This is a genomic window from Amycolatopsis sp. WAC 04169, from assembly GCF_003947535.1.
Lineage (GTDB): Bacteria > Actinomycetota > Actinomycetes > Mycobacteriales > Pseudonocardiaceae > Amycolatopsis > Amycolatopsis keratiniphila.
On sequence record NZ_QHJI01000008.1, the window covers coordinates 198,993 to 212,712 of the forward strand.

Below are 13,720 nucleotides of genomic sequence, written 5' to 3' on the forward strand. Positions count from 1 at the left end.
GGCAACCGGGCTAAGAACTTTCAAAAAAAGCCACCGGATCGTGTCAAGGTTCGGGCTAAAGCGTCCGATAGGGGAAGTGGAATGTCACCCGGCTGCAGGAAGGAAACCCCGTGACGACGGTCTTGATCTGCGACGACCGACGCAGTGTCCGCGAAGGGCTCACTCGAGTGATGTCCGCGGTCCCAGGGGTCAGTCGCATCGACTGCGTAGCGCACGGTGACGAGCTGCTGGCCCGGTACTCCCGTCAGCCGGTCGACGTCGTGCTGGTGGGAACCCAGCGCGCTGTCCCGACTGGCGTCGAAGCCACCCGGCGGCTCGTCTCTGCGAACCCCCAAGCGAACGTGATCGTGTTCGGCGCCCCGGACGACGCGGGCAGCATCGCCGCGGCCATCGCCGGCGGCGCGCGCGGCTACCTGCGCTGGGACGCCTCGCGTCCCGAGCTGGTCGCCGCACTGGCGCACACGCTCGCCAGCACCTCGGTGCCGGCGCCGCGCCAGCCGTCCGACCCCGGTGTCCAGCTCACCGAGCGCGAGCTCCAGGTGCTTCGCGGGATGAGCCAGGGCAAGAGCAACGGACAGATCGGCCGCGAGCTGTACCTGTCCGAAGACACCGTGAAGACCCACGCGCGCCGCTTGTTCCGCAAACTCGGCGTTCGTGACCGCGCACAGGCGGTCGCCCACGGATTCCGCCGTGGACTTGTTTCCTGACAACGCTTTCCTGATTTCATCGGTCAGATTGCACAACGGGTGACGAACGGGCCGGGGGAGTACCCCTGGCCCGTACCTGTGTTCCCTGTCACGCTTCGCGCATTTATGTTCGACGCTCAGGCACTCTTGCCCGAGCGAGTCCGCCTCCGGGTGGACCGTCGTACCCCACTGCGTTCCGGCTCGTTGAAAGTTCGACTACGAGCGAAGGGAACCAGGAAGACCCGGGTTCAGCGCGCTCGCCGGAAGGGCGGCGCGCCGATGACGGCCGTCAGTGAAGGCGGCGGACCCGGGCGGTACGGTAGCTGTCACCGGTAGTGGTCTCCGAAGTCACGCGCCGGACTCTTTGCACGCCTATACGTAACACTGGGACTGTTGTCTGCGATGGCCAATGTGGGGGACGGACTGGATGAGCCGGTCGCCGCTGCTGTTGAGGGTGATCCTCAAGCGGTCGAGCGGTTGCTGGCGGCCATCCGTCCTTTGGTAGTGCGGTACTGCCGCGCTCGGGTTGGCAGGCAGGAGCGTTCGTTCGCTTCCGCAGACGACGTTGCTCAGGAGGTGTGTCTCGCGGTGCTCACGGCATTGCCTTCGTACCGTGATCAGGGCCGCCCGTTCCTGGCCTTCGTCTACGGGATCGCCCAGCACAAGGTGGCCGACGCGCATCGCGCCGCGGCCCGCAACCGCGCCGAGCCGGTCGCCGAAGTCCCCGACGAGGTCGAGGGCGGCGTCGGTCCCGAGCAGCGTGCCCTCCAAGGCGAGCTGAACGAGCGCATGTCGCAGCTGCTGCGCGTCCTTCCCGACAAACAGCGTGAGATCGTGGTCCTGCGGGTTGTCGTGGGATTGTCCGCCGAAGAGACGGCAGAGGCTGTGGGGTCCACCCCCGGCGCCGTCCGGGTGGCCCAGCATCGCGCCCTCGCGCGCCTACGTAAGGTTCTGGCCGCTGAGGAGGTGATCTGAGTGACCGATCGCGACCATCGGTTCTCCCCTGGGACCGATCGTGAACTGACGGCTTTCGAAAGAGGGCTGACGCCCTCGGAAGCCGAGTTCGCAGCTGATCTCTCGGCCGTCCAGGCCGACGACGCGCTGCTCGACGCTCTCGGCGGCTCGGATCCGAAGATGGCCGACGACCTCGGCGATCAAGAGCTCAACGCCCTGCTGCTGGCCTGGCGGCGCGACATCGACAGCGAACCGCTCGCGGAGCTCGTCGACGTCGACACCGCCGTCGTCACCGTGAAGAGCGCCGCGATCGCCCGCAAACACGGGGGAAGACGCCGGCTGCTGGTCCCGGTGGGCGCCGCCGCGGCCGTCCTGGCCATCGCCTTCGCCGGTACCGGTCTCGCCGCGAAGGACGCGCAGCCTGGTGACACTCTCTGGGGCCTGACCAAGGTGCTTTACGCCGACCACGCCCGGTCGGTCGAGGCCGCCGCAGCGGCCAAACTCGATCTCGAGAAGGCCAACCTCGCGCTCGCCGGCGGGCGCCTCGACGACGCCCGCAAGGCGCTCGACGAGGCTCAGGCCGCGCTGAACCAGGTGACCGACGAAGAAAACCGCGATCAGCTGCTCGAACAGCACCGTCAGTTGAGCGCTCAGCTGCAGAACCCCGGCCAGCAGCCGCTGCCGCCGGATCAGCAGCCGCCGACGCAGACTCCGGTCGCGACGACCCCGCAGCCCACCACGCAGCCGACGGCTCCGCCGACTTCGCTGCCGGGAGGCGGCAACCCCGGCACGAGCCTGCCGGGCACCACGACTCCTTCACCGACTCCGCCGACCACGAGCAGCGAGCCCCCGCCGCCCACGACGTCGACCACGCCGCCGGCCTCGGGCAACGACCCGGGCGGCTCGCGGAACGAACCGTCGCCGGGCGCCGGAGCGCAGGCTCCCGCTGGCGCGGTCGAGACGCCGTAACACCCAGAACGCCGAAAGGGCCTGGTGAGATCTCTCTCACCAGGCCCTTCGGGGTTTCAGATCGCGTTTAGCCCGCTAAAGGCGATCGCCTTTAGCGGGCTAAACGCGATCAGTAGGCACTCTCGTTGGCCGTGACACCGTCCGCGAAGCCGCGGCAGTAGTCCCAGCTCACGTAGTCACCGGGGTTCGGATCGAACGCGGGCTCGTGCGGCCGCATACGGCCGTCGGCGAGCAGCTGCTCGAGACTGGCGCGCAGCAGATGCCAGTCGTGATAGTGGGGTTCGTCGCATTCACCGCAGTCGACCACGATCCCGCGTACTCCGCGCGGTTCGAGAAGCGCCTGGTAGACGGCGAGATCGGAGAGGTCGGCCAGCAACTCGGTGCGCTCTTCGTCGCTGATCGGCTCGTCGAGCCGGTCGGCGTCGTCGATGAACGCGCGGGCCGGGTCGTCCGGGTCATCCGCGAACGGGTCTGGGGGCAACGCATCTTGCGGCACGCCTGCACGCTACCGGGCGCCCACCCGGGCCGGGCGGCCGCCCGGCCCGGATATCATGAGGGGCAGGCCCCCGCCACGAGGCCACCAGCCACGGCGGCTCCCATTTATCACCGCTAGGAAGGCCCTACGCCTGCTATGACCAGCGACAGCGTCACCGCCCCCGTCCCGAGCAAGTTCGCCATGCTCGGGCTGACCTTCGACGACGTGCTGCTGCTGCCGGCCGAGTCCGACGTGGTGCCCAGTGCGGTCAGCACCCGCACCCGGCTCTCGCGCAACGTCACCCTGAACATCCCGCTGGTCTCCGCCGCCATGGACACCGTCACCGAAGGCCGGATGGCCATCGCGATGGCCCGCCAGGGCGGGATGGGCGTGCTGCAGCGGAACCTCCCGATCGACGACCAGGCGGCCGCCGTCGAGGTCGTGAAGCGCTCCGAAGCGGGCATGGTGACCGACCCGGTCACGTGCTCGCCCGAGGACACCCTCGCCGAGGTCGACGCCCTGTGCGCGCGGTTCCGGATCTCCGGCGTGCCCGTCACGGACGCCGCCGGGACGCTGGTGGGCATCATCACCAACCGCGACATGCGGTTCGAGGTCGACCACACCCGCGCGGTGCACGAGGTGATGACGAAGCCGCCGCTGGTCACCGCGCAGGTCGGCGTCACCGCGGAAGCCGCGCTCGGGCTGCTGCGCCGCCACAAGATCGAGAAGTTGCCCATCGTCGACGGTGCGGGCAAGCTGCGCGGGCTGATCACGGTCAAGGACTTCGTCAAGACCGAGCAGTACCCCAACGCCTCCAAGGACACCAACGGCCGGTTGATCGTCGGTGCCGCCGTCGGGGTCGGCCCGGACGGGCACAAGCGCGCGATGGCGCTGGCCGACGCCGGGGTGGACGTGCTGATGGTCGACACCGCGCATGGGCACTCCCGCGCCGTCGTCGAGACCGTCGCGCTGCTGAAGAAGGAACTGGGCGAAACAGTCGACATCGTCGGCGGCAACGTCGCGACCCGGGCCGGCGCTCAGGCGCTGGTGGACGCGGGCGCGGATGGGATCAAGGTCGGCGTCGGCCCCGGTTCCATCTGCACCACCCGCATCGTCGCCGGGGTCGGCGTGCCGCAGATCTCCGCGATCTACGAGGCCGACCAGGCGGCGCGCCCGGCCGGGATCCCGGTGATCGGCGACGGCGGCATCCAGTACTCGGGTGACATCGCGAAGGCGATCGCGTCCGGCGCGTCCACGGTGATGCTCGGCAGCCTGCTCGCGGGCACCGCCGAATCGCCCGGCGACCTGATCCTGGTCAACGGCAAGCAGTTCAAGACCTACCGCGGCATGGGCTCGCTGGGCGCCATGCAGTCGCGCGGCGAGGCGAAGTCGTACTCGAAGGACCGTTACGCCCAGGACGACGTGCTGAGCGAGGACAAGCTGGTCCCCGAGGGCATCGAGGGGCGGATCCCGTTCCGCGGGCCGCTCGCGAACGTCGTCCACCAGCTGGTGGGCGGGCTGCGGTCGGGTATGGGCTACGCGGGTGCGTCGACGATCCCCGAGTTGCAAGAGGCTCAGCTGGTGCGGATCACCGCGGCCGGGCTCAAGGAGAGCCACCCGCACGACATCACCATGACCGTCGAGGCGCCGAACTACACCACCCGTTAGTCCGCCCCTTAGGACACTTACCCATCCGGTTCCGTTCCCGGGAGACTTGGCCCGCTGATCAAGTCTCCTGGGAGGAACCCGATGTCTTTCACGTCGCGCCGGACCGCGCTCGCCGTCTTCGCCGCCGCCGCCCTCGGGCTCGGCGGCGGGGTGGCGGCTTCCGCCGTCCCCACCGCTTCCGCCGCGCCTTCCGCACCCGAGGCCGCCGCTCTTCAGGCGTCGCCGGGTGAGCTGTGGAAGCGCACCGAGCTGTTCTTCGGGACGACGAAGCCGGGCGGCGGGGAGCTGACCGACGCCGAGTTCACCGCGTTCACCGATAAGGCCGTCACGCCGAGGTTCCCGGACGGGTTCACCGAGCTGACCGGACGCGGGCAGTGGCGCGGTTCGGACGGGGTGATCTCGCGGGAGAAGTCGAAGGTGATCGTCGTCGTGTACCCGTTCAGCGATCGCGACGCGAACCGCGAGATCGAGGAGATCCGGACCGACTACAAGAAGGCCTTCTCGCAGGAATCCGTCCTGCGGACCGACTCCGTGGAGAAGGTCTCGTTCTGACCCGGAGCGCCTTTAGCGGGCTAAACGCGAAACGGGTGGGGCACCTGGGGCTGGTGTGACTTCTGGCCCGGTTCGGGTGCCCCGTGCGCAGGTCACCCACGCGGCCTAGCGACAATGGGGTGTAACGGTCGTCGGTGAGAAGGGACTTGACGTGCGGGATCTGGTCGAGATCGGCATGGGCCGCACCGCGCGGCGGGCGTATGACCTCGATGACGTGGAGATCGTGCCGTCGCGGCGCACCCGGTCGTCTTCGGTCGTGTCCACCGCCTGGCAGATCGACGCGTACCGGTTCGAGCTGCCGCTGGTCACGCACCCCACCGACGCGATCGTGTCGCCGGGAACCGCGGTGGCCGTCGGGGAGCTCGGCGGGTTGGGCGTCCTCAACGCCGAAGGGCTCTGGGCGCGGCACCCGAACGTCGAGGACGCGATCTTCCGCCTCGTCCGGGCCGCCGAGGACACCGAGGACCCGACCGCGATCGTGCGTGAGCTGCAGGAGCTGCACTCCGCCCCGATCCGGCTGGACCTGCTGACCGAGGCGATCAAGACCGTCCGCGAGTCCGGGGTCACCGTGGCGGCGCGGGTCAGCCCGCAGCACGCCGCCGAGCTCACGCCGGATCTGCTCGCGGCGGGCGTCGAGATCCTCGTCGTGCAGGGCACGATCATCTCGGCCGAGCACGTCCAGCGTGACGCCGAGCCGCTGGACCTGAAGGACTTCATCGGACGGCTCGACGTCCCGGTGATCGCGGGCGGCGTCAGCGACTACCGCACCGCGATGCACCTGATGCGCACCGGCGCGGCCGGCGTCATCGTCGGCCACGGGGCGAGCCGCGGCGTGACGAGCACCGACAGCGTGCTCGGGATCGGGACGCCGATGGCGACCGCGATCGTCGACGCCGCGGCCGCGCGCCGCGACTACCTCGACGAGACCGGTGGCCGGTACGTCCACGTGCTCGCCGACGGCGGGATGAGCACGTCCGGCGACATCGCCAAGGCCATCGCCTGCGGTGCCGACGCGGTCATGCTGGGCGCGCCGCTGGCCGCCGCCTCCGAGGCGCCGGGGCAGGGGCTGTACTGGACGTCGGCGGCCGCGCACCCGTCGCTGCCGCGCTCGCGCGTGGCGCTGGGGCCGGACTACGCCGTCGACCTGAAGACGCTGTTGTTCGGGCCGTCTTCGGACGCTGAGGGCGTCGTGAACCTCTTCGGCGCGCTTCGCCGCGCGATGGCGAAGACGGGCTACTCAGACCTGAAGGAGTTTCAGCGGGTCGGCCTGACCGTTCGCCGCTGACGCTCACTCCCCGGCCCGGATCGCGTTTAGCCCGCTAAACGCGATCCGGGCCGGCCTGTGCTCACGTGCCCCAGCAGTCACAACCGCCCCGTGTGCCCCACCAGTTTCGCGTTTAGCCCGCTAAAGGCGCTCTGAGGCGGCCTGGGCGGCGCGGGTGATTTCGGCGCGGCGGGATTTCCAGAAGGCTTGGTCCTTGGTGGGGGCCAGGTCGACGGAGCCGTCCAGTTGCTCTCGCAGGATGTCGGCGTGCCCGGCGTGCCGGTTGGTCTCGGTGAGTATGTGGACGAGGATGTTGAACAGCATCACGTCGGGCCTCGGCCACCACGGCACGCGTCCGGGCGCGTCGACGGGAAGTGCGGCGATCGTCGCGTCGGAGTGCTCCCAGACGCGCCGGTAGTAGCTGATGATCTCATCCCGGGTTTCGTGCTCGGTCGCCCACAGGTCGGTCCCGCGCTCAGGGATCGCCCCGGGAAACGGTCGATCGAAGACTTCGCCGAAGTAGCGCGCCTCCCACGCCGCCAGATGTTTGACCAGGCCGAGAAGGTTGGTCCCCGTCGACGTGAGCGGACGCCGGATGTCGTATTCGGAGAGTCCGTCGAGCTTCCGGAGCATCGCTTCACGGATCTCTCGCAGATCACTGTGCAGGTATTCCTTCGCGAAATCGTCGATCACGACTCCGAGCATGCACCATCCGAGTGGAAGGTAACCGGCGAGTAACTTACCTCTGGTCAGAAGGGGTGGCCGGGGTTACAGTCGAGGGTGTGACTGCGAGTAACACCACCACTGAAGACGACTTCGACTACGACGTGATCGTCGTCGGCTCCGGGTTCGGCGGCAGTGTCGCCGCCCTGCGCCTGACCGAAAAGGGCTACCGCGTCGCCGTCATCGAGGCGGGGCGCCGCTTCGCCGACGACGAGTTCGCGAAGACCTCCTGGGACCTTCGCCGCTATGTCTGGGCGCCCCAGGTCGGCTGCTACGGCATCCAGCGCATCCACATGCTCAAGGACGTCATGGTGCTCGCCGGCGCGGGCGTCGGCGGCGGCTCGCTGGTCTACGCGAACACGCTGTACCGCCCGTTGAAGCCGTTCTACGTGGACCCGCAGTGGTCGCACATCACCGACTGGGAGGCCGAACTCGGCCCGCACTACGACCAAGCCAGCCGGATGCTGGGCGTCGTCACCAACCCCAGCGTCACGCCGTCCGACGTCGTCATGAAGGGCGTCGCCGCGGACATGGGTGTGCCGGAGTCGTACCACCCGACGCCCGTCGGCGTGTACTTCGGCAAGCCGGGCGAACGCGCGGAGGACCCGTACTTCGGCGGCGCGGGCCCGGCGCGCACCGGCTGCACCGAATGCGGCTCCTGTATGACCGGCTGCCGCGTCGGCGCCAAGAACACGCTGGTCAAGAACTATCTGTACCTCGCGGAGAAGGACGGCGCGAAGGTCATCCCCCTCACCACCGTGAGCGCGATTAGCCCGCTAAACGCAGGTGGGTACGAGGTGAGCATCAAGAAGACCGGGACCACCTCGCGCAGGTTCCGGCACAAGCTCACCGCCGCGCAGGTGGTGCTCGCCGCCGGCACGTGGGGCACGCAGAACCTGCTCCACAGCATGCGCGACACCGCCAAGCTGCCGAAGCTCTCGCCGCGTCTCGGCGAACTGACCCGCACCAACTCCGAGGCCATCATCGGCGCCGCCCGCACCTCGGTCGACGAGGAGCGGAACTTCAGCCGCGGCGTCGCGATCACGTCGTCGATCCACCCCGACGACAACACGCATATCGAGCCCGTCCGCTACGGCAAGGGCAGCAACGCGATGAGCCTGCTCCAGACCATCGCCACCGAAGGCGACTCGGCGGTCCCGCGCTGGCGCCAGGCCGTGAACTTCATGGTCAAGCACCCGGTCCAGACCGTGAAGCTGCTCAACGGCTACCGCTGGAGCGAGCGCACGGTGATCCTGCTGGTGATGCAGAGCCTCGACAACTCCATCACCACGTACACCAAACGCGGGCTCTTCGGCCGCCGCAAGTACACGTCCAAACAGGGCCACGGCGAGCCGAACCCCAGCTTCATCCCCGCCGGGCACGAGGCCAACCTCCGCACCGCCGAGCGCATCGGCGGCATGGCGGGTGGCACCTGGGGCGAGATCTTCGACATCCCGCTGACGGCGCATTTCATCGGCGGCGCTCCGATCGGCACGGCGGCCGACAACGGCGTGATCGACCCGTACCACCGGGTCTTCAACTATCCCGGACTGTCTATTGTGGACGGCTCGGCGATCACGGCCAACCTCGGTGTGAACCCGTCGCTGACCATCACCGCGCAGGCCGAGCGGGCCTTCTCGTTCTGGCCCAACAAGGGCGAAAAGGACAGCAGGCCGGCGCAGGACGCGCCGTACGCGCGGCTCGAACCGATCGCGCCGAAGAATCCCGCGGTTCCGGTGGCCGCGCCGGCGGCACTTCGGCGCTAGATTGGGGGAGTGACAGCCTCCGAACGCGCACACGCGCTGCTGAACCGCGTCCGCGCCCTGCACGAAGAATGGGCGCGGCTGACGCGCGGGCTCGACGAGGAGGCCGTCCACGCTCCCAGCGGGTTGCCCGGCTGGACGCGTGCGCATCTGCTGTCCCACTTGGCGCGCAACGCCGACGGCCTGGTCAACCTGCTCACCTGGGCGAAATCGGGTGTCGAGACGCCGATGTACGCCGGCGAGGCGGCCAGGGACGATGACATCGAGAAGGGTGCGTACCGGTCCGCCGAGGAGATCGCCGAAGACGTCGTCGCGTCCGCGGGGCGGTTCGTCGAAGTCGCGGCGAGCATGCCGGACGACACGTGGCCGGTCCGCGTCCGTGCCCGGCAGGGGCGCGAGATCCCGGCGGAGTTCGTGCTGTGGCTCAGGCTCTCCGAGACCGCCATCCACTTGGCGGATCTCGATCTCGGCTACGACTTCGCGCGCGTCGCCGAGCTGCTCGGCGCCGAGTTCGAGATCGTCGTCGGCAACGCCATCGGCATGTACGGCGGCGAACTGCCCTCGGTCCTGCTGGTCGCCGTCGGCGAAGACGGGACGCGTCACGAATGGCGGATGGGCACCGGAGAGCCGGTCACGCTGACCGGCTCCCCGGGTGAGGTCCTGGCGTGGATCACCGGCCGTAGCGACGGATCCACTTTGGACGGTACCGCGCCGCCACTGCCGCATTGGCTGTGACGGCGCGGTCCACAAAGGACTAAGCGCGGAACGAGTCCACGCCGAACTGCTTCGCGATGTCGTCCAGCATGGCGTGCGCACCCTGCAGGCTGACCGACGTGAACCAGGTGGTGTCGTTGACGTCGATCACCTTTCCCTTGAGGGTGCCCCAAAGCGGGTTCGACTGGAACTTCGTCTTGGGGCTTTCGGCCTGCTTCGTCTCGTCGGCGTAGGTGGCGACGAAGATCGCTTCGGCGTCGAGCTTCCCGATCTCTTCCTGGCTCAGGTCGTTGGAGATCTTCGTCTTGTTGTCCGGCTGCCCGGCGGGCCGCTGGAACCCGGCGTCCGCCATCACGGTCCCGGGGAACGACGCGCTGCTGTAGAGCCGCACGGTCGGCTCGCCTTCGACGAAGCGGACCACCGACACGGCGGCGGGCTTGCCGAGCTTGGCCTTGATCGCGTCACCGACCTTGCGGGCACGCTCTTCGTAGGCCTTGATCTTCTGCTCTGCCAAGGCTTCCTTGCCCAGCGCCTTGCCGAGCATCCGGACGTTGTCCTTCCAGGTGGCGCCGGTGGTCTGGCTGAACACCGTGGGCGCGACCTTGCCGAACTCGGCGTAGAACTTCTCGTGGCGCACCTTCGCCGACACGATCAGATCCGGCTTGATGTCGTACAGCTTTTCGATGTCCGGGCTTTCGAGCGCACCGATCTCCTTGGCGCCCTCGGCGTACTTGCGGTCGTCACCGAGGTAGTCCGGCAGCTTGTCGTAGTTGCGATATTTGGTGTACGCCACGACCTTCGTCTCGAGCGCCAGCGTCGCGTCCACGTAGCTGGAGTCCAGCGCCGCGACGGTGACGGGCTGCTTGTCGATCGTGGTCGAGCCCATCACGTGTTCGACGGTGCGCGGGAATCCACTTTGGCCGGTGCCGGTGGAGGCGGATTCCTGTGCTCCGCCACCGCATGCGGAGAGTGCCAGGCAGGCGGTCACGGCGAAGGCGACGACTGCGCGCCGGGGTGGGGTCATGGGTCACTCTTTCTCTGCGGTTAGGCTTTCCTAACCGGAGCATAGGATGGCGGATGTCCACAGTGGAAGTTCGTGTTGGAAAGGCGACAGCGGGAGCCCTGCTGGTCACCCTTCTGGCTGTGATCTGCGTCGCGAGTGTCGCCCTCGGTGCGCGTTCGATTCCTTTGGGTGTGGTCTGGGACGCGATCTTCCATCCCGCGGGTGTGCCGGATCACCTGATCGTCCGTTCGCTACGGGTGCCTCGCACACTGCTCGGTGTCCTGGCGGGACTCGCGCTCGGCGCGGCCGGCGCGCTCATGCAGGGCCACACCCGTAATCCGCTCGCGGACCCCGGCCTGCTCGGCGTCACCCAGGGCGCCGCGTTCGCGGTGGTGCTCGCCGTCGTCGTGCTGGGCATCGACGACCTCTACGCGTTCATCTGGTTCGGCTTCGCGGGCGCCCTCGTCGCGAGCGCCGTGGTGTTCCTTCTCGGCGCCGTGGGCGGCCGGGGCGCCACACCGGTGACACTCGCGCTGGCCGGGGCGGCGGTGAGCGCTCTACTCAACGGCGTCATCTCCGCGATCGTGCTCGGCGACGACCGCGGGATGGAGACGTACCGCTTCTGGCATGTGGGTTCGATCGCGGGCCGGGATCCCGCGATGATCGGGCAAATCGCCCCCTTCGTGGCCGCGGGCCTGCTTCTCGCGGTGATCAACACGCCGGGGATGAACACCCTCGCGCTCGGTGACGACGTCGCGGTCGCCCTCGGCCGGCGGGTCGGCCGGACGCGGTTGCTCGGGGTCGCCGCGATCACGCTGCTGACCGGAGCCGGCGTCGCCGCCTGCGGGCCGATCGCGTTCCTGGGCCTGCTCGTCCCGCATTTCGCGCGGGCGATCAGCGGACCCGATTACCGCTGGCTGGTGCCGTTCTCGGCCGTGCTCGGCGCGATCCTGCTGCTCGCCGCGGACCTTCTCGGCCGCGTCGTCGCCTCGGACAGCTTGGAGGTCGGCATCATGCTGGCGGTGCTCGGCGTGCCGGTGTTCGTCCACCTCGTCCGCAAGAAGGGCCTGGCACGGATATGACGGCTCCCAAGGTGATTTCGCTCGGCCCGGCGGCCTGGACGGTCCGGCCGAGGACGCTCGCCGTCGCGACGCTCGCGGCGATCGCGCTGGTGCTGGTCGCGGCGTTGAACATCGGCATCGGCACCTCCCACATCGGTCTCGGCGACGTCTTGAAGACGCTGTTCGGCGGCGGCACCGCGCGGGAACGCGGGATCATCTTCGACCTGCGGATGCCGCGCACGCTGACCGCGATCGGCGTCGGCGCCGCCCTCGGCCTTTCGGGTGCGCTGTTCCAGACCATCGCCCGGAATCCGTTGGCCAGCCCGGACATCCTCGGGATCACCTGGGGCGCGGGGGTCGGCGCGGTCGGTGTGATCGTCGCCGGCGGTACGGGTGGCCAGGTCAGCGGCCTGGCGAGCACGCTGGGCGTTCCGCTCGCCGGACTCGCGGGCGGCGTGATCGCGGGAATCCTGCTGTACGCCCTTTCGTGGCGGCGCGGGATCGACGGCTATCGCCTCGTCCTGATCGGCATCGCGCTGTCCGCCGTCGGCTACAACCTCGTGTACTGGCTGCTGACCGTCGGAGACGTCGACAACGCCGCGCGCGCGACGACGTGGATCGTGGGCAGCCTCGCCGACGTCGGCTGGGAATCGGTCGGTCCGGTCCTGCTCGCGCTGGCCGTGCTCGCGCCGGTCACGCTGATCGCCGGGCACACCATCGGCGGGCTTCAGTTCGGCGACGACACGGCGCGCGGTCTCGGCATCCGGGTCGACGCCGCCCGGGCGACGCTGCTGCTGCTCGCCGCGGCACTGGCCGCCGTCGCCACCGCGGCCGCCGGGCCCATCACCTTCGTCGCGCTGGCCACCCCGCAGATCGCCTTGAGGCTGGTCCGCTCGGCGCAGCCGCCGCTGTTCGGATCGATGCTCCTCGGCGCGCTGCTGACCGTCGGCGCGGACTTCGTGGTGCGGGTGACCCCGGTCCTGTCCGGGCTCCCGGTCGGCGTGCTGACGGCGATCCTCGGTGCGCCGTACCTGATCTTCCTGTTCATCCGCAGCCGTAAGGAGGAGCGCGCGTGAACGCCAGACTGCGTGCCCGGGAGCTGGAACTCGGTTACGGCGAAACGCCCGTCGTGACCGGGCTCGACCTCGACGTCCTCGACGGGACCGTCACCGCGATCATCGGCCCCAACGGCTGCGGTAAGTCCACGCTGCTGCGTGCGCTGGCGAGGTTGCTCAAGCCACGTCAGGGCGCGGTACTGCTGGACGGCGAGCGGATCGACAAGCTGCCCACCCGTGAGGTCGCCAAGATCATCGGCCTGTTGCCGCAGACGCCGTCCGCCCCCGAAGGACTGACCGTCTCCGACCTGGTCCGGCGCGGACGGCATCCGCACCAGAGCTGGTACCGGCAGTGGTCCTCGTCCGACGACGAGGCGATCGAGCGTGCGCTGCGGCTGACCGGGATGGACGAGTACGCGGGCCGGGTCGTCGACCAGCTGTCCGGCGGGCAGCGCCAGCGGGCGTGGATCTCGATGACGCTCGCCCAGGAGACCGGGCTGCTCCTGCTCGACGAGCCGATCACCTACCTCGACCTCGCGCACCAGATCGACGTGCTGGACCTGGTCTACCGGCTGCACAAGGAACGCGGGACCACCGTGGTGATGGTGCTGCACGACCTGAACCTCGCCGCCAGGTACGCGGACAAGCTGGTCGCGATGCGCGGCGGCCGGATCGTCGCGCAGGGCCCGCCCGCGGAAGTGCTCACCGAGCCGCTCCTCGACGAGATCTTCGGCCTGTCGGCGAAGGTCATGGAGGATCCGGTGTCCGGAACTCCGCTGGTCGTGCCGGTGAGTGCACACCTTCGGGCGTAGCGTCGCAACCTGCCCGTCCGC

General features: G+C 69.2%; 14 protein-coding genes. 11 read left to right on the forward strand and 3 right to left on the reverse strand.

The genetic code is table 11. The annotated features are described in order from the left end of the window. Positions 1 to 110 precede the first annotated feature (110 nt). From DMC61_RS23210 to DMC61_RS23220, 3 genes are all read left to right on the forward strand, one after another. Positions 111 to 707, forward strand: a complete 597-nt coding sequence (locus DMC61_RS23210; protein WP_003073605.1) for a response regulator transcription factor — start codon at positions 111 to 113, stop codon at positions 705 to 707. 381 nt (positions 708 to 1,088) lie between these two features. Continuing rightward, positions 1,089 to 1,661: a sigma-70 family RNA polymerase sigma factor gene (locus DMC61_RS23215; protein ID WP_026467317.1), complete on the forward strand. Its 573-nt coding sequence runs from the start codon at positions 1,089 to 1,091 to the stop codon at positions 1,659 to 1,661. Continuing rightward, positions 1,662 to 2,609 carry an anti-sigma-D factor RsdA gene (locus DMC61_RS23220; protein ID WP_199750077.1) on the forward strand — a complete coding sequence of 316 codons (948 nt, stop codon included), beginning with the start codon at positions 1,662 to 1,664 and terminating at the stop codon, positions 2,607 to 2,609. Between the two features lie 109 nt (positions 2,610 to 2,718). Here the strand turns inward: DMC61_RS23220 and DMC61_RS23225 are convergent, their stop codons facing one another. Next, positions 2,719 to 3,105 carry a DUF5319 domain-containing protein gene (locus DMC61_RS23225; protein WP_005166667.1) on the reverse strand — a complete coding sequence of 129 codons (387 nt, stop codon included), beginning with the start codon at positions 3,103 to 3,105 and terminating at the stop codon, positions 2,719 to 2,721. A gap of 135 nt (positions 3,106 to 3,240) precedes the next feature. Between DMC61_RS23225 and guaB the strand changes: the two genes are divergently transcribed. The 3 genes from guaB to DMC61_RS23240 all read left to right on the forward strand — a co-directional run bounded on the left by guaB (position 3,241) and on the right by DMC61_RS23240 (position 6,589). After that, a complete protein-coding gene (guaB, locus tag DMC61_RS23230) occupies positions 3,241 to 4,752 on the forward strand; it encodes an IMP dehydrogenase (protein WP_016331163.1) in 1,512 nt (503 codons plus the stop codon). A gap of 81 nt (positions 4,753 to 4,833) precedes the next feature. After that, positions 4,834 to 5,304, forward strand: coding sequence for a DUF3574 domain-containing protein (locus tag DMC61_RS23235; RefSeq protein ID WP_125691201.1), 471 nt, complete (start codon positions 4,834 to 4,836; stop codon positions 5,302 to 5,304). Between the two features lie 151 nt (positions 5,305 to 5,455). Then, positions 5,456 to 6,589 carry a GuaB3 family IMP dehydrogenase-related protein gene (locus DMC61_RS23240; RefSeq protein WP_034304399.1) on the forward strand — a complete coding sequence of 378 codons (1,134 nt, stop codon included), beginning with the start codon at positions 5,456 to 5,458 and terminating at the stop codon, positions 6,587 to 6,589. A gap of 120 nt (positions 6,590 to 6,709) precedes the next feature. Here the strand turns inward: DMC61_RS23240 and DMC61_RS23245 are convergent, their stop codons facing one another. After that, positions 6,710 to 7,273 carry a DinB family protein gene (locus DMC61_RS23245; protein WP_125691203.1) on the reverse strand — a complete coding sequence of 188 codons (564 nt, stop codon included), beginning with the start codon at positions 7,271 to 7,273 and terminating at the stop codon, positions 6,710 to 6,712. A gap of 77 nt (positions 7,274 to 7,350) precedes the next feature. On the opposite strand from DMC61_RS23245, the gene DMC61_RS23250 reads away from it, so the two are divergent. Next, a complete protein-coding gene (locus tag DMC61_RS23250) occupies positions 7,351 to 9,057 on the forward strand; it encodes a GMC oxidoreductase (RefSeq protein WP_125691205.1) in 1,707 nt (568 codons plus the stop codon). Between the two features lie 9 nt (positions 9,058 to 9,066). Next, complete coding sequence (locus DMC61_RS23255; protein WP_125691207.1) at positions 9,067 to 9,789, forward strand: maleylpyruvate isomerase family mycothiol-dependent enzyme; 723 nt, start codon at positions 9,067 to 9,069, stop codon at positions 9,787 to 9,789. Between the two features lie 19 nt (positions 9,790 to 9,808). On the opposite strand, the gene DMC61_RS23260 is transcribed toward DMC61_RS23255, so the two are convergent. Beyond that, positions 9,809 to 10,792, reverse strand: a complete 984-nt coding sequence (locus tag DMC61_RS23260) for an ABC transporter substrate-binding protein (protein ID WP_199750078.1) — start codon at positions 10,790 to 10,792, stop codon at positions 9,809 to 9,811. Between the two features lie 53 nt (positions 10,793 to 10,845). Between DMC61_RS23260 and DMC61_RS23265 the strand changes: the two genes are divergently transcribed. Genes DMC61_RS23265 through DMC61_RS23275 form a run of 3 tightly spaced genes read left to right on the forward strand, consistent with a single transcriptional unit; the run spans position 10,846 to position 13,699 of the window. Continuing rightward, positions 10,846 to 11,853 (forward strand): iron ABC transporter permease, encoded by a 1,008-nt coding sequence (locus DMC61_RS23265; RefSeq protein WP_233594919.1) that lies wholly within the window; start codon positions 10,846 to 10,848, stop codon positions 11,851 to 11,853. Further along, on the forward strand, positions 11,850 to 12,908 hold the full coding sequence (locus tag DMC61_RS23270) for an iron chelate uptake ABC transporter family permease subunit (RefSeq protein ID WP_125691209.1): 1,059 nt from the start codon (positions 11,850 to 11,852) through the stop codon (positions 12,906 to 12,908). Before DMC61_RS23265 ends, DMC61_RS23270 begins: the two co-directional genes overlap by 4 nt. Continuing rightward, positions 12,905 to 13,699, forward strand: coding sequence for an ABC transporter ATP-binding protein (locus DMC61_RS23275; RefSeq protein WP_016331172.1), 795 nt, complete (start codon positions 12,905 to 12,907; stop codon positions 13,697 to 13,699). Before DMC61_RS23270 ends, DMC61_RS23275 begins: the two co-directional genes overlap by 4 nt. Positions 13,700 to 13,720 lie beyond the last annotated feature (21 nt).